At 72.6% G+C, this 24344-nt stretch carries 13 protein-coding genes; 12 read left to right on the forward strand and 1 reads right to left on the reverse strand.

Annotation, left to right across the window (positions count from 1 at the left end; translation table 11 throughout):
• The first annotated feature begins 31 nt into the window (after positions 1-31).
• The 12 genes from NOO62_RS35920 (at position 32) to NOO62_RS35975 (ending at position 23145) form a co-directional block, all read left to right on the forward strand.
• Complete coding sequence (locus NOO62_RS35920) at positions 32-11371, forward strand: amino acid adenylation domain-containing protein (RefSeq protein ID WP_268774971.1); 11340 nt, start codon at positions 32-34, stop codon at positions 11369-11371.
• A 94-nt stretch (positions 11372-11465) separates the two neighbouring features.
• On the forward strand, positions 11466-12686 hold the full coding sequence (locus NOO62_RS35925) for a cytochrome P450 (protein ID WP_268774972.1): 1221 nt from the start codon (positions 11466-11468) through the stop codon (positions 12684-12686).
• A gap of 79 nt (positions 12687-12765) precedes the next feature.
• Positions 12766-13881 (forward strand): cytochrome P450, encoded by a 1116-nt coding sequence (locus tag NOO62_RS35930; protein WP_268774973.1) that lies wholly within the window; start codon positions 12766-12768, stop codon positions 13879-13881.
• Between the two features lie 15 nt (positions 13882-13896).
• Positions 13897-15102: a cytochrome P450 gene (locus NOO62_RS35935; RefSeq protein ID WP_268774974.1), complete on the forward strand. Its 1206-nt coding sequence runs from the start codon at positions 13897-13899 to the stop codon at positions 15100-15102.
• A 43-nt stretch (positions 15103-15145) separates the two neighbouring features.
• Positions 15146-15358, forward strand: coding sequence for a ferredoxin (locus tag NOO62_RS35940; protein WP_268774975.1), 213 nt, complete (start codon positions 15146-15148; stop codon positions 15356-15358).
• A gap of 56 nt (positions 15359-15414) precedes the next feature.
• Entirely contained in the window at positions 15415-16977 is a 1563-nt protein-coding gene (locus NOO62_RS35945) for a tryptophan halogenase family protein (protein ID WP_268774976.1), read from the forward strand.
• Between the two features lie 9 nt (positions 16978-16986).
• Entirely contained in the window at positions 16987-17502 is a 516-nt protein-coding gene (locus tag NOO62_RS35950) for a flavin reductase family protein (protein WP_268774977.1), read from the forward strand.
• Between the two features lie 5 nt (positions 17503-17507).
• Complete coding sequence (locus NOO62_RS35955) at positions 17508-18872, forward strand: cation:proton antiporter (protein WP_268774978.1); 1365 nt, start codon at positions 17508-17510, stop codon at positions 18870-18872.
• 169 nt (positions 18873-19041) lie between these two features.
• Positions 19042-19635, forward strand: a complete 594-nt coding sequence (locus NOO62_RS35960; protein ID WP_268774979.1) for a hypothetical protein — start codon at positions 19042-19044, stop codon at positions 19633-19635.
• Positions 19632-21104: a peptidoglycan-binding protein gene (locus NOO62_RS35965; RefSeq protein WP_268774980.1), complete on the forward strand. Its 1473-nt coding sequence runs from the start codon at positions 19632-19634 to the stop codon at positions 21102-21104. The genes NOO62_RS35960 and NOO62_RS35965 overlap by 4 nt, the downstream gene beginning before the upstream one ends.
• A gap of 68 nt (positions 21105-21172) precedes the next feature.
• A complete protein-coding gene (locus tag NOO62_RS35970) occupies positions 21173-21898 on the forward strand; it encodes an ABC transporter ATP-binding protein (RefSeq protein ID WP_321170663.1) in 726 nt (241 codons plus the stop codon).
• Entirely contained in the window at positions 21895-23145 is a 1251-nt protein-coding gene (locus NOO62_RS35975; protein WP_268774982.1) for an ABC transporter permease, read from the forward strand. The genes NOO62_RS35970 and NOO62_RS35975 overlap by 4 nt, the downstream gene beginning before the upstream one ends.
• A gap of 170 nt (positions 23146-23315) precedes the next feature.
• Here the strand turns inward: NOO62_RS35975 and NOO62_RS35980 are convergent, their stop codons facing one another.
• Positions 23316-24320 carry an LLM class flavin-dependent oxidoreductase gene (locus NOO62_RS35980; protein WP_268774983.1) on the reverse strand — a complete coding sequence of 335 codons (1005 nt, stop codon included), beginning with the start codon at positions 24318-24320 and terminating at the stop codon, positions 23316-23318.
• Positions 24321-24344 lie beyond the last annotated feature (24 nt).

The following is a 24344-nucleotide window of genomic DNA, read 5'->3' on the forward strand; positions in this document are numbered from 1 at the left end:
ACAGGCCCAGGCGTTGTGAGGAGACAGAGCGATGACGACCCGACCCCGATCCCTCGTCGAGGACGTGTGGCCCCTCTCGCCGCTGCAGGAGGGGATGCTCTTCCACGCCTCCTACGACGACCAGGGCCCGGACGTCTACACCGTGCAGTCGACCCTCGCCGTCGAAGGGCCCGTGGACACGGCTCGACTGCGCGCCTCGTGGCAGGCGCTGCTGACCCGGCACGCGGCGCTGCGCGCCTGCTTCCGCCCGGTGACCGGCGCCCGGATGGTCCAGGTCATCCCGCGCGAGGTCGCGCTCCCCTGGAACGAGACGGACGTCAGCGCACTCGTGGAGCCCGAGGCGCTCGCCGAGATCGACCGGCTCGCCGCCCGGGAACGCGCGCAGCGGTTCGACCTCGCCGTGCCGCCGCTGCTGCGGCTCCTGCTCGTGCGGCTCGGCGAACGGCGGCACCGGCTCGTCGTGACGTTCCATCACATCCTCATGGACGGCTGGTCGATGCCGGTCCTCCTGAACGAGCTGTCCCAGGTGTACGCGGCGGGCGGCGACGCCTCCGTGCTGGGGCGCGTGGCACCGTACGGCGAGTACGTGGCGTGGCTCGGCCGCCAGGACAAGGACGCGGCGCGCGACGCCTGGCGCGCCGAGCTGTCCGGCGCCGACGGGTCGACGCTCGTCGCACCCAAGGACCCGGGCCGCGCCCCGGTGCTGCCCGACCACGTCCACACGGAACTCCCGGCCGAACTCACGCACGCCGTAACCGAGTTGGCGCGTACGAACGGGCTGACGGTCAACACCGTGGTGCAGGGCGCCTGGGCGCTCGTGCTCGCCCGCCTCGCCGGACGCACGGACGTCGTCTTCGGCGCCACCGTCGCGGGCCGACCGGCCGAACTCCCGCGCGTGGAATCGATGATCGGCCTGTTCATCAACACGCTGCCGGTGCGCGTACGTCTCGACGGCGCGCAGCCCGTCGCCGGACTCCTCGCGCGGCTGCAGGCAGCCCAGTCCGGCCTGATCGCCCACCAGCACGTCGGGCTCGCCGAGGTGCAGAAGATCGCCGGGCCCGCCGCGGTCTTCGACACGCTCGTCCTGTACGAGAACTACCCGCTGCCGCCCGCGGGCCCCGAGCCCGGGCCCGACGCCGTGACGATCAGGCCCGCGGAGGCGTCCCGCGACGCCTCGCACTATCCGCTCACCCTCGTCGCCGTCCCGGGCGGCGACCGCATGCGCTTCAAGCTGGACTACCGGCCCGACCTGTTCGACCGGACCGCCGCGGAGTCCGTCGTCCGGCGGTTCGTGCGGGTCCTCGAACAGGTCACGGCCGACCCGGCGGCGCGCGTGGGCGACATCGACGTACTGGAACAGGCGGAGCGGTCCGCGGTGACCGAGCGCTGGAACACGACCGGGCGCCCACTGGCCGCCGGTTCGGTCGTCGAGGCGTTCGAGGCGCAGGCCCGCAGGGCGCCGGACACGGCGGCCGTACGCTGCGGCGACGACGTCCTGACGTACGGCGAACTGGCGGAGCGCGCGAACCGGCTCGCCCGCCACCTGGCCGGACTCGGCGTCGGCCGGGAACGCCGCGTGGGCCTCTGCCTGCCGCGCGGCACCGACATGATCGTGGCGGAGCTCGCGGTGTGGAAGGCGGGCGGCGCCTTCGTGCCCCTGGATCCCGACCACCCGGCCGACCGGCTGCACTACATGATCACGGACAGCGGCGCCGACCTCGTCCTGGCCACCGGGGCCACCCTCGCCGACGTGCCCGACGGCACCGCCCGCGTCGTGGTCCTCGACGAGACGCGGACCGCCCGGGCGATAGCGGCGGAGCCCGGCGGGCCGCTCGGCCTGCCCGTCGGCACCGAGCAACTCGCGTACGTCATCTACACCTCGGGCTCCACCGGCCGCCCCAAGGGCGTCGCCCTCGCCCACCGGGGCGTCATGAACCTGGCCGAGGCGATGCGTCCCGCACTCGACCTGCGCGACGGCGTCGTGATGCTGCAGTTCGCCTCCTTCAGCTTCGACGGCGCGGTCCTGGACGTGGCCGTCACCCTGGCGGCAGGCGGCACCCTCGCCATCGCGTCCGCCGAGGAGCGCACGGAACCCGACGCGCTCGCGGGCATGATCCGCGCGACCGGTGTCGCAGCGGCCAGCGTCGTACCGTCCGTGCTGCGCACCCTGGACCCGGAGACCGTCGCGGGTGTACGCAACTGGGTCCTCGGCGGCGAATGGCTGACCGCCGACCTCGCGAGCCGCTGGGCGGGCCGGGCCCGGCTGTGGAACACCTACGGGCCCACCGAGGCCACCGTGATGGCGACCGTGGGCCGGGTCGACGAGGGCATCAAGCCCGTGGACGCCCCGCCTCCCATCGGGCGGCCGCTCGGCAACATGCGGACCTACGTCCTCGACGGCTTCCTGCGACCGGTGCCCCCGGGCGTCAGCGGCGAACTGTACGTCGCCGGGCCCGGCGTCGCGCGCGGCTACGTGGGGCGGCCCGATCTGACGGCGGAGCGGTTCGTGGCGTGCCCGTTCGGCGAGGGCGGACGCATGTACCGCACCGGTGATTTGGCGCGCTGGACCGCCGAGGGCCAGCTGTCGTTCGCGGGCCGCGCGGACGAGCAGGTGAAACTGCGCGGCTACCGCATCGAACCCGGCGAGGTCGAGGCCGTACTCGCCGCGCACCCGTCCGTGCGCGAGGCGGCGGTGATCGCCCGCGAGGACCTGCCGGGCGACAAGCGCCTCGTCGCGTACGTGGTGCCGACGGCCGGGGACGCGGAACCCGGCTCCGGAACACCGCGCGACCTCGACACCGAAGCCCTGCACGCCTTCGCCGCCACCCGCCTCCCCGCCTACATGGTCCCGGCGACGACGGTCGTCCTCGACGCCCTGCCCCTCACCGTCAACGGCAAGCTCGACCGTGCCGCGCTGCCCGCGCCCGAGCTCGCCGTGCGAGGCGGCCGCGATCCGCGTACCCCTGTCGAGACCGTCCTGTGCGACCTGTTCGCGGAGGTGCTCGGCATCGAACGAGCCGGCGCCGATGACTCGTTCTTCGCGCTCGGCGGCGACTCCATCTCGTCGATGATGCTGGTGTCCGGCGCCCGCCGCGCGGGCCTCGCCGTCACCGCGCGCCAGGTCTTCGAGCACCGCACCCCGGCAGCCCTCGCGCTCGTCGCCGTCCCGACGCGGGCCACGCCCGCGGGCGGCGGCGACCCCGGCACCGGAGAGGTCCCGCTCACACCGGTCATGCACGAACTGCTCGACCGCGTCGGCGCCGAGGCGACGGGCCGCGTCGTCCAGACCGCAGTCGTCGAGGCCCCGGCAGGCCTGAGCACCGAGACGCTCGCCGACGCGGTGCGAGCCGTGGTCGACCACCACGACGTGCTGCGCGCCCGGCTCGAAACGGAACCGGAGCGGCGCCTCGTCGTGTCCGGTCCCGGCACCGTACCCGCCGGGTCGTTCGTACGCCGCTACGACGCCACCGGCACGGCCCCCGACGAACTGCCCCGGATCGTCGCCGAGGAGACCCGCGCCGCGGTGGCGCGGCTCGACCCGCGGACCGGGGTCATGCTCCAGGTGGTCTGGCTCGACCTGGGCCCCGGCAGCCCCGGGCGGCTCGTCCTGGTCGTCGACCACCTCGTGATGGACGCCGTGTCGTGGCGGATCCTGCTGCCCGACCTGGAGCAGGCGTGCGCCGCGACCGCGGCGGGCCGCACACCCGAACTCGCGCCCGTGCCCACGTCGTTCCGGCACTGGGCCCGCGCCCTCGCCGACCAGGCGACCGGCGCGGAACGGACGGCGGAACTCGACGCGTGGACGCAGCTCCTCCAGGGCCCCGACCCGCAGTTCACCGCCCTGGCCCCGGACCCGGCCCTCGACCTCGCCGACACCGTGCGGCGCGTGTCGGTCACCGTCCCCGCCCCGGTCACGTCCGCGCTCCTGACCGGCGTACCGGAGGCGTTCCACGCGGGCGTCGACGACGTGCTCCTGACCGGACTCGCCGCGGCCGTCACGGAGTGGGCCGACGGAGGCGTGCCCGAGGGCGGCTTCCTCGTGGACGTGGAAGGACATGGCCGGATCGCCCTCTCCGAGACCATGGACCTCTCCCGCACGGTCGGCTGGTTCACCGGCACCCACCCCGTGCGGCTCGACGCGGGAAAGCCCGACTTCGAGGACCTGCGGGAAGGCGGCCCCGACGCGGGCATCGCCGTCAAGCGCGTCAAGGAACAGGTGCGCGCGGTCCCCGGCGACGGCCTCGGCCACGGCCTGCTGCGCCACCTCAACCTCGAGACCGCCGCAGAACTCGCCGCCCTGCCCGCCGCCCGCATCGGCTTCACCTACCTCGGCCGCATCCCGTCGGGACCGGCGGACGGAAGCGCCGACGTACCGGTGAGCGACGACCGAGGTCCCGCGGACGGCCGGTTCCCCGTGGCGCACCCGCTGGAACTCGCGGGCGTCGTCCACGACGGCCCCGACGGGCCCCGCCTCACCCTCAGCCTCGACGCGCCGCACCGCCTGCTCGACGAGACGGCGGCCCGGGTACTGGTCGAGGGCTGGGCCGCCATGCTGACCGGACTTGCCGCGCACGTCGACGAGCCCACCGCGGGCGGCCACACCGCCTCCGACTTCCCGCTCGTCACCCTCGACCAGCCCCAGATCGACAAGCTGGAGACGGCCGCACCGGACCTGGTCGACATCTGGCCGCTCTCACCGCTCCAGGAAGGCCTCCTCTTCCACGCCCTGTTCGACCGGCAGAGCACCGACGTCTACGTCGAGCAGATGATCGTGGGCCTGGAAGGACCGCTCGACGCGGCACGCCTGCGCGCGTCCTGGCAGGCGCTCCTCGACCGGCACGCCAGCCTGCGGGTGGGCTTCCGCCAGGTGGCGGGCTCCGGACAGTCCGTGCAGGTCGTCGCCGACCGGGCGACCCTGCCGTGGCGCGAGGAGGACCTCTCCGAGCTCGACGACGACGCGGCGTGGGAGGAGTCCGAACGGCTCGGCAGGGAGGACCGCGCCAAGGGCTTCGACCTGGCGAAGCCGCCCCTGGTGAAGGTGCTCCTGGCCAGGACGGGCCAGGACCGCTACCGCATGATGGTGACGCTCCATCACATCGTGCTCGACGGCTGGTCGTTGCCCGTCCTGCGCCGCGAACTGTGGGCCTGCTACGAAGCCGGCGGCACCGCGGCGGGACTGCCCCCGGTGACCCCGTACCGCGACTACCTGACCTGGCTGGGGCAGCAGGACAAGGAGGCGGCGCAGGAGGCCTGGCGCGCGGAGCTGACCGGCGCGGACGAGCCGACGCAGGTCGTCCCGATGGCGCCCGGCGCGGTCGCCGCGACCGACCCGGACGCCGCGTCCGGCGAGGTCTTCGCCGTCGCGGGACCGGCGCTCGACCGCAGGCTCGGCGAACTGGCCCGCGCCCAGGGCGTGACGCTGAACACCGTCGTCCAGACCGCCTGGGCCCTGGTCGTCGGGCAGCTCGCGGGCCGTCAGGACGTCGTCTTCGGCGCCTCCGTGGCCGGCCGCCCGGCCGACCTGCCCGGCATGGAGAACATGCTCGGCCTGTTCATCAACACCGTCCCGGTACGGGTGCGGTTCGCCCCCGCGCTGACCGTCGCGGAGGTCCTCACGGACGTCCAGGGACGGCAGTCCGCCCTGATGGACCACCAGTACCTCAGCCTCGGCGACATCCAGCGCGTGGCGGGCCGCGGAGCGACCTTCGACACGCTGATGGCGTTCGAGAGCTTCCCCACCGGGACTACTGGGACCGCTGGGAACACCGGAACCGCTGGGACTGCCGGGTCCGACCCGTCCGCGCAGGGCGACGGCAGCAACCGCGAGCCGGGACCCGCAGGCGTGGAACTCACCGAAGCGGGCATGCGCGAGTCGATCAACTACCCGCTCGGCCTGGTCGTGGACCCGCTCAACGGTCTGCGGATGCGCCTGACCTACCGCCCGGACGCCTTCGACGAACCGACGGCCCACGCACTCCTCGACCGGCTCCTGAGGGCGCTGCGGCAGATGGCCGCGGACCCCGGGACGCCAGTCGGCAGGCTGCAGCTCTCCGACACCGCCGACCGGGCACGCGTCCTGGAGGAGTGGAACGACACGGACGTGTCCCACCCGGACACCCTCATCCCCGAACTGTTCGCGGCACACGTGCAGAACTCGCCCGACGCGGTGGCGGTGCGGTGTGGTGAGGAGGCTTTGTCGTACGCGGAGTTGGAGGTGCGGGCGGATCGGCTGGCGCGGCGGTTGGTGGGGCTGGGGGTGGGTCCTGAGTCGCGTGTGGGGCTGTGTCTGCCGCGTGGTGTCGACATGGTCGTGGGGGAGTTGGGGGTGTGGAAGGCGGGTGGTGCGTTCGTTCCGCTGGATCCGGAGTATCCGGCTGATCGGTTGTCGTTCATGGTGGCCGACAGTGGTGCGGGTGTATTGGTGGGTGCGGGGGAGAGCCTGGCGGGCGTGGCGGTCGGCGGGGCGCGGGTCGTGCTGCTCGGCGAGGACGACGCGGAGTGCTCCGAGGTCCCCGTTGGCGTGCGGCTGTCTGCGGAGCGGCTGGCGTACGTGATCTATACGTCGGGTTCGACGGGTCGTCCCAAGGGTGTGGCTGTCGCGCATGGTGGCGTGGCGAATCTGGCGGCGGCGATGCGTCCGGTTCTCGGCGTGGACGCGGGTGTCTCGGTGTTGCAGTTCGCGTCGTTCAGCTTCGACGCGGCGGTGCTGGATGTGGCGGTCACGCTGTCCGGTGGCGGCACGCTGGCGATCGCTTCCGCGGAGGAGCGGGCCGAGCCGTCCGCGCTCGCGGACATGATCGAGGCGGCCGGAGTCACCACGGCCAGCGTCGTCCCCTCCCTGCTCACCATGCTCGACCCCGCCTCCGTGCCCGGAGTCGGCAACTGGATCCTCGGCGCGGAACTCATGACCGCCGCCCTCGCCAGCCGATGGACGGCACAGGCACGCGTGTGGAACACCTACGGCCCGACCGAGGCCACCGTGATGGCCACCGCGGGACCCGTCGACGAGAACATCAGGTCGCAGGACAGGCCCCCGGCGATCGGCCGCCCGCTGGACAACGTACGGACGTACGTCCTGGACGGCTTCCTGCACCCGGTTCCGGTCGGGGCGACGGGAGAGCTGTACGTCGCCGGGCCCGGGGTGGCCCGGGGCTACGTGGGGCGGCCGGACCTGACGGCCGAGCGGTTCGTGGCCTGCCCGTTCGGTGCGGGCGGCCGCATGTATCGCACCGGGGACCTGGCCCGCTGGACGGCCGACGGGCAGTTGTCGTTCGTCGGGCGTGCGGACGAGCAGGTGAAGGTGCGTGGGTTCCGGGTGGAGCCGGGGGAGGTCGAGGCGGTCCTTGCGGCGCATCCCGAGGTGCGGCAGGCCGCGGTGATCGCCCGCGAGGACCGGCCCGGCGACAAACGCATCGTCGGCTACATCGTGCCCGAGACCAAGGACCTGGAGATCCAGTCCGTACACGACCACCTGGCACAGGCGCTGCCCGACTACATGCGGCCCGCCTCCGTCGTGGTCCTGGAGGCGCTGCCGCTGACGGGCAACGGCAAGGTCGACCGCGCGGCCCTGCCCCGGCCCGACTTCGCCGGGCGCATCTCGGGCCGTGAGCCGGAGACCGAACTCGAAGCGACCCTGTGCGCGCTCTTCGCCGAGGTCCTCGGCCTGGAACGGGTGGGCGTCGACAACAACTTCTTCGACCTGGGCGGCGACTCCGGCCTGGCCATGCGCCTCGCCGCGCGGATCCGCGAAGAGCTCGGCAGCGAGCTGAGCATGCGACGGTTCTTCGGCGAGTCCACACCGCTCGGCGTGGCCCGGATGCTCACGTCCAAGGAGCTTCCGGAGCTGCGCCCCGTCGACCACCCGGAGGAAATACCCGTAACCGCCGGGCAGTTGCGGACATGGCGGCTCGCCGAGGCGAACCCCGGCTCCGCGGCCCAGCGGGTGTCCATCGCCCTCAGCCTGGGCGGCAGGCTCGACAGGGACGCGCTGGCAGCGGCGCTCGCAGACGTCGCGGCGCGGCACGACATCCTGCGCACGGTCTTCGTCGGACCCGATGCGGGGACCGACGGCGCCGATGTTCCCGCCGGAACCGACGACGTACGCCAGTGTGTCCTGGAGCCCGACGCCGAGGCCGCCCGCCCCGCCCTGCCCGTGACCGCCGCGACCGAGGAAGAACTGCCGCGGCTGCTCGCCGACCACGCGGGGCACGAGTTCGACCTCGCCCGTGAGACGCCGTGGACGGCACGCCTCTTCGCGGTCGCGGAGACCGAACACGTGCTGCTCCTCGTCGTGCACCGCATCGCCACGGACGACGCGTCGCTGATCGTCCTGGTCCGCGATCTGGCGGCCGCGTACGGCGCCCGCAGGGAAGGCCGCGCACCCGAACGGGCGCCGCTGCCCCTCCAGTTCGCCGACTACGCGCTCTGGGAACAGGAGATGCTGCGGGACGAGGAGGACCGCGACAGCCTCATCGGCGAGCAGTTCGCCTACTGGAAGAAGGCCCTCGCGGACGCCGAACCCGAGCAGGAACTGCCGGCCGACAGGCCCCGGGCCGCGCTGCCTTCGCACCGCGCCGACGAGGTACCGCTGGCCCTGGACAGCGCCACGCACATCAGGCTCGCGGAGATCGCCGAGGCCGACGGCGCCACCTTCTTCATGGTGGTGCAGGCCGCACTCGCGCTCCTCCTCTCCGGGCTCGGCGCGGGCACCGACCTCACCCTGGGCACGGTGCTGCCGCGCCGGGACGAGGAAGGCGACCTGGACGGCGTCGTCGGGCCGTTCGCCGACCCGCTCGTCCTGCGTACGGACGCGTCCGGCGACCCCACGTACCGCGAACTGCTCGGCCGCGCACGGGACGCTTACCAGCGCGCGGTCCAGAACCCGGACGTGCCCTTCGGGCGGCTCGCCGACGCTCTCGCGCTGCCCGCCGGGCACCGGCACCCCCTGTTCCAGGTGGTCCTGGAGATCCTCAGCGACTCCGCCGAGATGTGGGAGTCGCCGGAGCTGCCGGGCCTGCGCACCACACGCCTGCCGGTGGGCACCCCGGCCGCCCACCCCGACCTGGTCGTCGCCCTCACCGAGCGGCACGGCTCCGACAGCGGCCCGGACGGAGCCGACGGTACGCTCCGCTACGCCACCGAGCTGTTCGACCGCTCCACGGCATCCGCGCTCGCCCAGCGGCTCACCCGTGTCCTCCAGCAGGTGGCCGACGACCCCGAACTGCGCCTCAGCCAGGTGGAACTCCTCCTTGACGAGGCCGAGCGCCGCCAGGTCACCGAGCCCCGCGAAGCCACCGCGGCGCCGGTCCCGGACGGCACGGTCGTCGAGCTGCTCGCCGAACAGGCTGCGTTGGCCCCCGACGCCGTCGCCGTCATGGATCACGACGGGCCGCTCACCCACGGCGCGCTGGACGCCGCGTCCGGGCAGCTGGCGCGGCGCCTCGCCGACCTGGGCATCGGCGCGGAGGACGTCGTGGTCCTCGCCCTGCCGCCCACCTCGGGCCTCGTCGTCGCGGTCCTCGGTGTGCTCAGGTCCGGCGCCGCCTGCCTGATCGCCGACCCGAACCGGCCCATGGAGGACGTGGCGTCGTGCCTGCGGCAGGTCACGCCCGCCGCCCTCGTGTGCACGTTCGCCATGGCCCCGCTCCTCGGCGACGGCGTGACGGTGCCCTTCCTGCTCCTCGACGATCCGAGGCTCGCCGCCGCCGACGGCGCGGCCCCGCAGACCGACCCGCCGCTGCCGACGCCCCTGCCACGCCAGGCGGCACTCGTCCTCGGCACCCCGGCACCGGACGGCACGGACGGCACCGTCGCGGGCGCCGTCGTCGAACACCGCACCCTCGTCGACCACGCCGTACACCACCGGCACGCCGCCCCCACGCACCACGGGGTGACATTCCTCGACGTACGGGCCCCGGTCTCCGCGCTCCTGACACCGTTGCTCTCCGCCCTGTGCGCGGGCGGCGGCGTCCGGCTCGGCGTACCGGGCGAGGACGCGGCACCGACCGCCGGGCCGGGAGGCGCGCAACACCTGGTCACCACCCGGGACCTGCTGTCCACCGCCGACGAACGGGCCGCCGACGAAGCGCCGTTCGCCGAGGTCACCGTGGTCGACAACGGAGGCACCCCGGCCGTCGACGACACCCGTGCCTGGCTGGCCGCCCACCCGCGGACCACCCTCGTCAGCGCCCACGGCGCGGCGGAGACCGGAGGCCCCTGGCTCGACCACCGGACGGGACCGGGCGAGACCCTGCCCGACCGTGCCCCTGTCGGCACCCCCGTGCCCAACGCGCGCGCCTACGTCCTGGACGACTACCTGCGCCCGGTTCCGCCCGGCGGCACCGGCGACCTGTACATCGCGGGCTCGTCCCTCGCCCGCGGGTACGCGGAGGCCCCCGGCCTCACCGGGCAACGCTTCGTCGCCTGCCCCTTCGCGACGGCCGGAGGCGACCGCATGCTGCACACCGGGGAACGCGCCAGGCGGACCGCCGACGGTCTGCTCACCCTGCACGGAAGGGGACGCGGCGGAACCCGCGTGGTCGGACGCCGTGCGGGCGGTGACCACGGCGACCTGGAGATGCTGCTGCCGCTGCGGCCCAAGGGCGACCTCCCGCCGCTGTTCTGCATGCACACCGGTACGGGACTGAGCTGGGCGTACGCGGCGCTGCTCCGGCACCTGCCGCAGGACCGGCCCGTCTACGGCGTACAGGCCCGCGGGCTCGCCGAACCGGAGCCGCTGCCGCAGAGCCTGGAGGAGATGGCGGCCGACTACGCGGAGCAGATCAGGACCGTCCAGCCCGAAGGCCCCTACCACCTGCTCGGCTGGTCCCTCGGCGGCCTGATCGCCCAGGCCGTCGCCACGCACCTGGAGGAACAGGGCGAACGGGTCGAGCTCCTCGCGGTGATCGACGGCTACCCCGAGGAGTTCGGCGGGGCACAGTACAGCGACGCCCGGGCCGAGGACGGCCAGGACGGCACCACCGCGCCGCGCGCGAGCAACCTGGGGCTGCCGCCCGACGAAAACATCGGGCAGGACATGGACGAGGGACTCAGGGCCAACATGCGCCAGGTCATCGACAACGTGGGACGGCTCACCCCGCGCCACACGCCGCGCCGTTCCGCGGGTGACCTGCTGCTCTTCGTCGCGACGGAGGACCGGCCCGCGGTCACCCCGGCGGCCCCGGGCGACAGCTGGCGGCCCTACGTCGCCGGGAACATCGAGTCCCACGACATCGCCGCGAGCCACTACACGATGCTGCAGCCCGCGCCTTCGGCACGGATCGGCGGGGTCATCGCGGACAAGCTCCGGTCCGCGGACGGCACCGAAAGGAGTGACGGCACCGAAAGGAGTGACGGCACCGGAAAGGTGTGACGGAAAGGGAATTCCCGGCACCGCATTCCCGACACGGTATTCCCGACACGGCGGAATGCGGTGCGCCACCCGGAAAGGGCGAAAGGGCCCCCGAATGTCGAAGGCAGTGAGCACGTCCGCGCACACCCGCAGGGACGGCATCGAACCCGTACCGGAACTCGTCGAAATCGGCGCGCACACCCCGCTCGTCGAACTCGACACCGGCGGGCGCGCCCCGAGCCGCCACTGGCTCGCGACCGGCTACGACGAGGTGCGGGCCATCCTCGGCGACGACCGGTTCAGCATGCTGCCGCCCGACGACGGCAGGAACGGCGGAAAACGCCAGATCGAGGTCGGCAATCTGCGCCAGTACGACCCGCCGGACCACACCCGGCTGCGCAGAATGCTCACCCCCGAGTTCACGATGCGGCGGATCCGCAGGCTGGAACCCTTCATCGAGGAGATCGTCGAGCACTGCCTCGACGCGCTGGAGGGGGCGGGCAGGCCCGCCGACCTCGTGCGGCACTTCGCCTGGCCCATCCCCGGCCTGGTCGGCTGCGCGCTGCTCGGAGTACCCCGCGACGACGCGGCCGAGCTCGCCCGCAACCTCAACATCAGCAGGACCGGCACCGGCTTCGGCCGGCACACCAGCCGCGAGGAACGCGAACGCCAACGGGCCGCCGTCAACGCGTACATGACGTACATGAACAGGCTCGTCCGGCAGAAGCGCCGCGCCCCGGGCGACGACCTGCTCGGCATGCTCATCCGGCGGCACGGCGACGACCTCACCGACGAAGAGCTGACCGGCATGGCCGCCGCCATCATGGGCTCCGGCCTCGAGGACATCGGCGGCATGCTCGGCCTCGGCCCGCTGGCCCTCCTCGAACACCCCGACCAGCTCGCCCTGTTCCAGGACAGGCCCGACCTGCTCGACTCCGCCGTGGAGGAACTCATCCGCTACGTCTCGTCGGTGCAGAACGCCACACCCCGCACCGCCCTCGTCGACGTGACCGTGGGCGGGCAGCTGATCAGGGCGGGCGAGTCCGTGATCTGCTCCCTGCTCGCGGTGAGCCGCGACCCGGCAGGCGGCGCCATGGCGAACGGCGCACCGCAGGACACGCTCGACATCACCCGCGACAACTCCGGACACCTGGCGTTCGGCCACGGCGTCCACCACTGCATCGGCGCGGTCCTCGCCCGCGTGGAACTCCGCATCGCGATATCGGCGCTCCTTCGCCGGTTCCCCAAGCTGAGCCTCGCCGTGCCGGCCGAAGAAATCCGCTTCCGCACCTGGACGCCCAATTATGGCGTCGACGAACTCCTCGTGCGGTGGTGAGCGCGGCTTCCTGGACATCCTTGACGGGTGTGCGGAGCCGAATTCAGACTCGTGTGAAAGGGCGAAAGGATTCCGAGAAATGCCCAAGCCACTGGACGAAACCGAGCAGTCGCCGCTCGTCGAGACCACCCCTCCCGGGACGCTGGACCGCGCATGGCTCGCCACCGGATACGACGAGGTGCGGGCGATCCTCGGCGACTCGGACCGCTTCACCACACTGCCGCCCGCGGACAACATCGAGGACTCCCGGCGCCTCGTGCAGCCCGGCAACCTGCTGCACTACGACCCGCCCGAGCACACCCGGCTGCGGAAGATGCTCACCGGCGAGTTCACACTCCGCCGGGTGCGCGTCCTCGAACCCCTCGTCGAGGGCATCGTGACCGAGCGCCTCGACGCCATGGAGGGCGCCGCGCAACCCATCGACCTCGTACCGCACTTCGTGTGGCCCACCACCAGCCTCATCGGGTGCGCGCTGCTCGGCATACCCCGCGACGACCAGGCCGAACTCGCCCGCCATCTCGACACCAACCGCATCGACAACCCCGACAGGGACCAGCGGGACGCGGCGGGCAACTCGTACCTCGTCTACCTCAGCAAATTCACGGCACGGAAGCGCCGCAACCCCGGCGAAGACCTGCTCGGCCGGCTCATCCAGCGCCACGGCGACGACCTCACACCCGCCGAACTGACGGGCACCGCCGCGACACTCCTCGCCTCCTTCATCCAGAACGTGGGCGGCACGCTGGGGCTGGGCATCCTCGCCCTCCTGGAACACCCGGACCAGCTCGCCCTGCTCAAGGAGCGCCCGGAACTCATCGACCACGCGGTGGAGGAGCTGATCCGCAGCGTCTCGATCATCTCGCACGCCTCACCCCGCACCGCCCGGGAGGACGTCACCCTCGCGGGCAGGACGGTCAAGGCGGGGGAGCCGGTCGCCTGCTCGCTGCTCGGCGCCAACAACACCCGCTCGCCCGGGGAGCCGACGGAGCCCATCGACATCACCCGGGACAACAGCCGCCACATGGCGTTCGGACACGGCATCCACTACTGCCTCGGCGCACCGCTGACCAGGATGGAACTGCGGATCGCGATCGCGGAACTGCTGCGCAGGTTCCCCGGGGTGCGGCTCGCCGCGCCGCGCGACGAACTCCGCTTCACGTCGAAGGCCGTGGAGACGCTGCCGGTGGCCTGGTAAGGGGTAAGGGGCGACATGCCGCACGAGAGCACACCGGTACCGCTGCACACCCGCCGCACGCACTTCGACCCCGCCGACGACCTGCGGCGCCTCACCGCCGACGGGCCCGTCACCCGCGTCAGCCTGGCACCCGGCGCGGGCGGCGAGCCCCTGTGGCTCGTCACAGGACACGAGGAAGTGCGCAGGGTCCTCGGCGACCACACCCGCTTCTCCACCCGCCGCCGCTTCGGCTCGCGCGAGCCCGCCGACAGCGAAGGGGAGCGGCCCGACGAAGGCGTCGGGCTCCTCATGGACTACGACCCGCCCGAACACACCAGGCTGCGCAGAATGCTCACGCCGGAGTTCACGGTACGGCGCATGCGCAGGCTCCAGCCGCGCATCGAGACCATCGTCGCCGAACGCCTCGACGCCATGGAGCGGGCCGGGCACCCCGCCGACCTGGCGGAGCTCTACGCGTCGGCGATCCCGGGCCCGGTGCTCTGCGAACTCATCGGCGTGCCCCGCGACGACCGCGACGACTTCCTGCGCCGCTGCCACGCCCACCTCGCCACGGGACGCGGCCGACAGGAGCGCACGGCCGCCGGGTCGGCGTTCACCCGCTACCTCGCCGCCCTGGTGGCCCGGCAGCGTAAGAACCCCGACGACGGCTTCCTCGGCATGCTGGTCCGCGACCACGGAAGCGAATTCACCGACAAGGAGCTGCGGGGCATCTGCGTCCTGCTGATGCTCGCCGGCCTCGACAACATCTCCGGAATGCTGGGTCTCGGCGCCCTCGCCCTCCTGGAGGACCCGGCCCGACTCGCCCTCGTACGCGACGATCCCGCGGCCCTGGACCGCGCCGTCGAGGAGCTGCTCCGCTACCTGTCGGTGCCGCACGCCCCCACGCCCCGCACCGCCGTCGAGGACATCACCCTCGGCGGCAGGCTGATCAGAGCGGGCGACACCGTCGTCTGCTCGATCCCGCTGGCCAACCGCGACCCGCACCTGACCGCCGAGCCCGACCGGCTCGACCTGACCAGAGAACCCGTGCCGCACGTCGCTTTCGGGCACGGCATCCACCACTGCATCGGCGCGGCGCTGGCCCGGATGGAACTCCGCATCGCTTACTCGGCGCTGCTGCGGCGCTTTCCCGGACTGCGGCTCGCGGTGCCCGTACAGGACGTGGAATTCCGGGTCCGTTCGACCGCGTACGGGGTGGAACGGCTACCGGTCACCTGGTGAGACCAGGGAGGCCCGGCGAGGAAGGAGAGGGGGAAGGGGAGAGATGGAGGTACACGTCGACCGCGGCAGGTGCGCGGGCTCCGGTCTGTGCATGAGCTACGTGCCCGCCGTGTTCGACCAGTCCGAGGACGACGGGAAGGTGCTGCTCAAAGCGGCGAGGCCCGAAGCGGGCTCGGCCGCGGCCGTGCGCGGCGCCGCCGCGAGATGCCCGGCCGGCGCGATCACGCTGAGCGGCGGGGACGCGCGCGGCCGCTAGGACTTCATACCGATCGGTGCTCACACATCGCTCAAACATCACAGTGGGGTGGGGAAATGACGCATGCTCCCGTACGCGACGTCGTCATCGTCGGCGGCGGTACGGCCGGCTGGATGACCGCCGCGTATCTGACGGCGGCCTTCGGCGACCGGATCAACGTCACGCTCGTGGAGTCGGCGGACGTCGGCACCATCGGCGTCGGCGAGGCCACGTTCAGCGACATCAGGCACTTCTTCGAGTTCCTCGGCCTGGCCGAGCGGGACTGGATGCCCGCCTGCAACGCCACGTACAAACTCGCCGTCCGCTTCGAGGACTGGCGCGAGCCCGGGCACCACTTCTACCACCCCTTCGAGCAGCTCAGGTCGGTCAAGGGCTTCCCCCTCACCGACTGGTGGCTGCGGTACCCCACGAGCGACCGGTTCGACGTGGACTGCTTCGTGATGGCCTCCCTCATCGACGGCAACCGCAGCCCCCGCTACCTCGACAACCGGCTCCTGGAACAGGACTTCGTCGAGGGCGAGGCGTCGCCGAACACCATCGCCGAGTATCAGGGCGCCCAATTCCCGTACGCCTACCACTTCGAGGCGCACCTCCTCGCCAAGTACCTGACGAAGTACGCCACTCAGCGCGGGGTACGGCACGTCGTCGACAACGTCGTGGACGCCGGACTCGACGAGCGCGGCTGGCTCTCGCACGTGCAGACCGCCGAACACGGGCGACTGGAAGGCGACCTCTTCGTCGACTGCACGGGCTTCCGCGGCCTGCTGATCAACAAGGCGCTCGAGGAACCTTTCGTCTCCTACCAGGACACCCTGCCCAACGACAGCGCGGTCGCCCTCCAGGTCCCCATGGACATGGACAAGGAACCACTCCGCCCCTGCACCACCGCGACCGCCCAGGACGCCGGATGGATCTGGACCATCCCGCTGGTCAGCCGGATCGGCACCGGCTACGTCTACGCGCGCGACTACATGGACCCCGAGGAGGCCGAACGCACCCTGCGCGCGTTCGTCGGCCCCGCCGCGGCCGACGTATCCGCCAACCACATCCGGATGCGGATCGGCCGCAGCCGCCGCTCCTGGGTCAACAACTGCGTGGCCATCGGCCTGTCCAGCGGCTTCGTGGAGCCGCTGGAGTCGACCGGGATCTTCTTCATCCACTACGCGATCGAGCAGCTCGTCAAGTACTACCCGGCGGCCGACTGGGACCTCACCCTGCGCGAGCAGTACAACAGCGCGCTGATGAACGTCATGGACGGCGTACGGGAGTTCCTCGTCCTGCACTACCGCGGCGCGAAGCGCGCGGACAACCAGTACTGGCGCGACACCAAGACCCGCATCGTGCCCGACGCGCTCGCCGAGCGCCTGGAGCTGTGGGAGAGCAAGGTCCCCGACACCGGCACGGTCTACCCCCGCTACCACGGCCTGCCGCCCTACTCGTACAACTGCATCCTGCTCGGCACCGGCGGCATCCCCGTCCGGCCCTCGCCCGCCCTCGACCTCATCGACGAGAAGGCCGCGCTCGCCGAGTTCCAGGCCATCCGGGACCAGGCGCGGTCGCTGGTCCGCACGCTGCCCACGCAGAACGACTACTTCAAACGCATGCGCGACGGGGTGTGACCGAGGCACATGGACATCGAGTTCCGCGAAATGATGGCGTCGTTCCCGACCGGTGTGTCGGTCGTGACGGCCCGGGACGGCAGTGCGGGGCCCCGGGGAATGACGTGCTCCTCGCTGTGCAGCCTCAGCGTGAACCCGCCGACGCTCCTGACGTGTCTGCGCAGCGGCAGCCCGACGCTGAGAGCCGTGACCGACAGCGGCGCCTTCGCGGTCAACCTGCTGCACGGCGAGGCGGGTTGGGTCGCGGCGCTCTTCGCGTCCGGGGCGCCCGACCGCTTCGAGCGCGTCGCCTGGCGGCCCTTCGGCCGCGGGCGCAGCCCCGCGCTCGTCGACGCGGCGCACGCCGTCGCCGAGTGCTCCGTGGAGCGCACCCATCCCTCCGGCGACCATGTGATCGTCGTCGGGGCGGTGCGCTCGGTCGAGCGGCTGCGGCACGAGAGCGCCCTGCTCTACGGTTTCCGGCGCTACGCCGAACTCGCCCCGGGTGAAACGGCCGTGGGAGTCCTCTCCGAACGGGGCGGGTGAACGCCGTGCTTGCCGCCGGTCCACCCGCGGCCGCCGAACTGCTGTCGGCCGCCCCCGTGCCGCCGATCGCGGCACACCCCCTGCTCATCTTCCTGCTGCAGGTCGGCGTGCTGCTGCTCCTCGCCATCATGCTCGGCAGGCTTGCCACGCGCTGCGGACTCCCGGCCATCGTGGGGGAGTTGAGTGCGGGCGTACTCCTCGGCCCGTCCCTCTTCGGCTGGGTGGCGCCGGACGCCGCGGCGTGGCTGCTGCCGTCGGACCCGGCGCAGGTGCACCTGCTCGACGCCGTCGGACAGATCGCGGTCCTCCTCCTCGTCGGGCTCACCGGCATCGAGATGGACCTGCGGATGATCCGCCGCAGGGGCGGCACGGCACTGCGCGTCAGCCTCGCCGGGCTGCTCGTGCCCCTCGCCCTCGGAATCGGCCTCGGCTATCCGCTGGCCCGCATGCTCGGCATCGGCGCGTCCGACCGGCAGATGTTCGCGCTCTTCCTCGGCGTCGCCATGTGCGTCAGCGCCATCCCCGTCATCGCCAAGACGCTGATGGACATGGACCTCATCCACCGGGACGTCGGCCAACTCACGCTGGCCGCGGGGATGATCGATGACACCTTCGGCTGGCTCATGCTCTCCGTGGTCTCCGCGATGACCGTCGGCGGCCTGACCGCGGGCGTGTTCGCCGAGGCCATCGGCTCGCTCCTGCTGGTCCTCCTGATCGCGCTGCTCATCGGCCGCCCGCTCGTACGCAGAGCCCTGCGGCTGTGCAAGGGGTCGGACGAGCGGACGGTGTCCGCGGCCGCCGCGATGATCCTGCTCGCGGCGGCGGGCACGCAGTCGCTCGGTCTCGAAGCGGTCTTCGGGGCGTACCTGTGCGGCATGCTCATCGGCTCCAGCGGGGAGTTCGACCGGGCCCGCACGGTGTCGCTGCGCATGGTCGTCCTCGCCGTCCTCGCGCCCGTCTTCTTCGCCACCGCGGGGCTCCGCATCGACCTGCGCGCGCTCACCGAACCGGCGGTGCTCGGGGCCGCGCTGATCGTGCTCGCCACCGCCGTCCTCGGGAAGTTCGCGGGCGCCTACATCGGCGCGCGGCTCAGCAGACTGAGCCGCTGGGAGGCCCTCGCGCTCGGCGCGGGAATGAACGCCCGCGGCGTCATCGAGATCATCGTCGCCATGGTCGGACTGCGGCTCGGCATCCTCGACACCAGGACGTACACGATCATCGTGCTCGTCGCGGTGGTCACCTCCGTCATGGCACCGCCGCTGCTCAAGGCGACCGTGAAACGTATCGACTGCACACCGGAGGAGCAGCGCAGACACACCGCGTGGCGCGGGACGCCGACGCGGGGGAGCCCGGAGCGGGCGGAGACCTGACCGGGTTCCCCGGCCGCGTGCCCCGTGCCGGAACCGGAACGGCCGCACACCTCGCGTGCGCGGCCGCTCAGGCCTGCCCGGGCGCGTGAGCCCGTACCCGTCAGGGCACTGTGCGGACGCCCCGCTTTGTGCCCGCCGTGTGACCGCCCGCCGCGTAGAAGTTGGGTCCATGTTCACCTCACACAAGCGAGCATTCGCACGCAAGCGAGCCATCGCACCCGCACTCGTCGCCGCATCCGCCCTCGTCACCGGAGCCGTCCTCACGGGCTGCTCGGGGGATTCCTCCGCCGCCTCGTCGGACAAGGACTCGTCCGCCTCCCCGACCAGCCCCTTCGACCAGGGACTCGCGTACTCCAAGTGCATGCGCGAGAACGGGGCGTCCGACTACCCCGACCCGCAGCAGGACACCGGCGGCGTCAGGCTCACCCCGGGCGAGGGCGTCGATCCGAACTCCGAGTCGTTCAAGAAGGCCGAGGAGGCCTGCCGCGACAAGGCCCCGCAGGGCCTGGGCGGCGGCGGTGGCGGTGGCGCCGCCCTCGACTCGGGGAAGGTGTCGGCCTGGGCGAAGTGCCTGCGCGAGAACGGGCTCCCCAAGTTCCCCGACCCGGAGATCGAGGGCAGCAACATGAAGATCGACATCAACGGCACCGGCATCACCCCGGGCGGCCCTGAGTTCACCAAGGCCATGGGCGCCTGCCAGAGCAAGTACCCCGGCGGCGGCATGATGATGAACAACGGTCAAGGGGGAGGCGTCCCGCAGTGACCAGCCGCGACGAGACCGAAGCACTGTCCGTGGCGGGCGAGCCGTCCGGCGCGCTGGAACGGCACAGCTCCGGTGAGGTGTCGACGAAGCGGCCCGGAGCCGTCGACACCGCCGAGGAACCCTCCCCGGACAACCGCCCGCACACCCGCGACCTCGAAACATCGCTTACCGCGGAACCCGCCACCGCGCCGGACACCGCGTCGGACGACGGCTCCGACGACGGTTCCGAAGACGGGACGCCTACCGGCAGCGGCCGCAGGCGCCGCCCGCTGCGCACCTCGCTGATCGCGCTCGCCGCGATCACCGTGACCGCGGCGGCCGGTGTCGCCGCCACCGGAGCCATCGGCGGCGACGGCAACGACTCCGGGGGTTCCGCGCCCTCGGGCCCGCCGGCCACGGCGAAGGTGGAACGCACGACGCTGACCGACACCGAGACCGTCGACGGCAACCTCGGCTACGGCGACGCGACCACCGTGCAGGCACCGGCCTCGGCGTCCGGCACGGGCGAAGGACAGTCGGGCCAGGACCAGTCGGGCCAAGGCCAGTCCGGCCAGTCCGACCAGTCGGGGCAAGGCACCTCCGGCGCGGGGAGCGCGGGCGACGGCATCGTCACCTGGGTGCCCGAGGAGGGCAAGAGGATCGAACGCGGCGACACCGTGTACCGCGTCGACCAGCAGCGGATCCCGCTTCTGTACGGCTCGTTCCCGCTGTACCGCACCCTGCGGTCCGGCAGCGAGGGCGACGACGTCGAGATGCTGGAGAAGAACCTCCGCGCCCTCGGCTACACGGGCTTCACCGTCGACGAGACGTACAACTCCGCGACCGCCGAGGCCGTCAAGGAGTGGCAGGACGACCTGAACCGCGAGGAGACCGGCACCGTGGCCGCGGGGGACGCCGTGGTCGCCGACGGCGCACGGCGCGTCGCCGACGTGAAGGCCTCGCCCGGCGCCGCCCTGAGCGGCAGCGTCCTCTCCTGGACCGGCACCGAGCGGATCGTCGGCGTCGACCTCGACGTGCAGTTCGAGGACCTGGTCGAGAAGGGCACCGAGGTCACCGTCGAACTCCCCGACAACACCACCGTCCAGGCCGAGGTCACGGACATCGGGACGCCCTCCACCTCCAAGGGCGACGACTCCGCCGACGGCTCGGGATCCGGCGACTCCGGCTCCGGGGACTCCGACGACAAGGCCACCCTGCCCGTCGAGCTGACGGTGAAGGACCAGAAGGGCCTCGGCCGCTACCAGGCCGCCGCCGTCCAGGTCACGCTGAAGGCCGAGTCCCGCGAGGACGTCCTCGTCGTCCCCGTGAGCGCCCTGGTGGCGCAGCGCGGCGGAGGTTACGCGGTGGAGGTCGTCACCGCGGACGGCACCGAGTACCGCCCGGTCAAGCTCGGCATGTTCGCCGACAGCAAGGTCGAGGTGTCCGGCAAGGGCATCAAGGAAGGCACCGTCGTGGGGGTCCCCAAGTGATGCCTGCCACCTCGGGGGCGGCCTCGTCCACCCCGGAGCTTCCCGCCGCCCGCTCCACGGACCGGCCCGTGGTCGAGCTGACTGGCGTCTCCAAGACGTACGAGGACGTCGCCGCCCTGCGCGGCGCCGACCTGGTCATCCGGCGCGGTGAACTCCTCGCCATCGTCGGCCCCTCGGGGTCCGGCAAGTCCACGATGCTCAACATCATGGGCACCCTGGACCGCCCGTCGGCGGGCCGCGTCCGCATCGACGGGCACGACGTGGCGGACCTGACCGACCGTGAACTGTCCGCGCTGCGGGCCGACACCATCGGCTTCGTCTTCCAGCAGTTCCACCTGGCCTTCGGCGTACCGGCGCTGGACAGCGTCGCCGACGGACTGCTCTACAGCGGCAGGCCGCGCGGCGAGCGCCGCCGCCTCGCCGAGCGGGCGCTGCGCAGGGTCGGCCTCGGCCACCGGCTCTACCACCAGCCGCACCAGCTGTCCGGCGGCGAGAAGCAGCGCGTGGCCATCGCCCGCGCGGTGCTCGGCGACCCGCCGCTGCTGCTCGCCGACGAACCGACCGGCGCGCTCGACTCACGGTCGGGAGCCGTCGTCATCGAGCTGCTCCACGAGCTGCACGAGGCAGGGACGACGGTGGTGGTGATCACCCACGACCGGGACATCGCCGCGACCCTGCCCCGCGAGGTGCGCCTCAAGGACGGCCGGATCGAGCACGACTCGCTCGGCGACGACGGCAGCCCCGCCGTCCTCGTTCCCCAGGACGCCCTCGTGCCCCAGGAGGCCGTGCGATGACCGCGATCAAGGAGCTGGAGCGCGCCGCGGCCCCCGAGCCGCCCGAGCCCCCGCGGCGACCCAAGCCCGCCCGGATGAACCCCGCGGACGTGCTGCGGGTCGGCGGCTCCGGGCTGCGCTCCCGCCCGATGCGGGTGTTCCTCTCGGCGCTCGGCATCGCCATCGGGATCGCCGCGATGGTGGGCGTGGTCGGCATCTCCACCTCCTCCACCGAGGACCTCAACCGCAGGCTGCAGGACCTGGGCACCAACCTCCTGACGGTGACTCCGGGGCAGAACTTCAGCGGCGGCGAGGCCCATCTGCCGGTCGAGTCGGTCGACATGATCGCGGCGATGGACGACGTCGAATCGGTCTCCGCGCTCGGCAAGACCGACGCCAAGGTGTACCGCAGCGACTACACGCCCGTGGAGGAGACCGGCGGCCTCAACGTGTCCGCGGCCCGCACGGACCTGCCGAAGTCGGTCGGCGCCGAGATCGTCGACGGCCGCTGGCTCAACGCCGCCAACAGCCGCTATCCGGCGGTCGTCCTCGGCCCCAAGGCCGCCGAGCAACTCGGCGTGCACCGGGCGGGCGACGACGTGAAGGTCTGGATCGGCGGCCGCTGGTTCACCGTCGTCGGCCTGCTCGCCCCCAACGAACTCGTGCCGTCCCTGGACTCGTCGGCCCTGGTCGGCTGGTCCGTGGCGGAGCGCGAACTGGACTTCGACGGCTCCCCGACCACCATCTTCACGCGGGCCGACGAGTCGTCCGTCAACGACGTGCAGGAAGTCCTCGGCGCCACCACCAACCCCGAGAGCCCCAACGAGGCCAACGTCTCCCGGCCCTCGGACGCGCTGGCCGCCAAGGAAGCCACCGACGACACCCTCAGCGGACTGCTGCTCGGCCTCGGCGGAGTGGCCCTGCTCGTGGGCGGCGTCGGCGTCGCCAACACCATGGTCATCTCCGTCCTGGAACGCCGCTCCGAGATCGGCCTGCGCCGCTCGCTCGGCGCCACCCGCGGCCAGATCCGCACCCAGTTCCTGGCCGAGGCGCTGCTCCTGTCCGCACTCGGCGGCGTCGGCGGAGTCCTGCTCGGCATCGCCGTCACCGGCGGCTACGCCTCCTACCAGGGCTGGCCCTCCGTCGTCCCCGTCTGGGCGATGGCCGGCGGCGTCGGTGCCACGCTCGTCATCGGAGGCCTCGCCGGCTTCTATCCGGCGGTACGAGCGGCACGGCTGCCCCCGACCGAGGCCCTGGCGACGACATGAGACCGCCGCCACCCACCTGAAGACCCTCAAGACCCTCCGCGAGGCACCCGAAAGGGCCTCAGGGACCGCGGTGCTCCTGCTGGAACCATCCCCCGTGCCACAGGCGCACCGCGCCCGTCCGCGCCGCCTCCGGGCCGATCCCGGAACGCGACGCGGACGGGACCCGGCGCTCAGGCCGTCAGCCGCGCCACCCGCGCCAGCCGCCGGAACGAGTCGAGCAGCCCCGCCCGGTCGTACGTACTGGTCGTGACCAGCACCTCCCGCGCCCCGCTCTCCTTGATCACCCGCTCCAGCTCGTCGGCGACCTGCTCCTCCGTGCCGTGCACATGGCCGGTCAGCCCCGACTCGTAGAAACCGCGCTCCTTCTCCGTCATGGTCAGGGACTCCACGCGCTCGGCCGGCGGCAGCGGCGGGAACGTGCCGTGCGTGCGCGAATACGCCATCGACCAGGCCTCCGGCACGAGCAGCCGCCGCGCCTCCTCCCGGCTCTCCGCCACGGCGATGCTGCCCGCGATCATCACGTACGGCTCCGCCAGCCACGGTGAGGGCCGGAACCCGTTCCGGTACTGCTCGATGCCACGCAGCATCTTCTCGCGGCCCCGGATGTCCCCGATGACCAGCGGCAGGCCCGCGTCGGCGGCGATCGCCGCGCCCTCGCCCACCGCGAGGACGTACGGCGGGACGGTCAGGCCCTCGGCGGGCCGGGCCCGCACCCCCGTCCCCGACGTACCGCGGAACCAGTCGAGGAGCTCACCGAGCTGGGTCGCGAAGTCCGCCGCGTCGTGCTTGTCGCGTCCCAGCGCCTTGCGCACCCCGTCGGTGAAGCCGACCGACCGGCCGAGGCCCATGTCGATCCGGCCGGGAAAGAGCGATTCGAGCACCCCGAACTGCTCGGCGACCACCAGTGACTGATGGTTCGGCAGCATGACACCGCCCGTGCCGACCCGGATGGTGCGGGTGGCCGCCGCGACGGCCGCCGCGAGGACGGTGGGCGCCGAGCCCGCGACGCCCGGCACTCCGTGGTGCTCGGAGACCCAGAACCGGTGATAGCCGAGCGCTTCGACGTCCTGGGCCAGGCGCACGGTGTCGCGCAGGGCCTCGGCTCCGTCGTGCCCCTCACGGGTGCGCGATCGGTCGAGGACGGAGAACCGGGTTTCCGCGATCACTGAGCTCACACAGGGTTCAACGCACGGGGCCCG

It is taken from the genome of Streptomyces sp. Je 1-369 (genome assembly GCF_026810505.1).
In the GTDB taxonomy this organism is placed as follows: Bacteria; Actinomycetota; Actinomycetes; order Streptomycetales; family Streptomycetaceae; genus Streptomyces.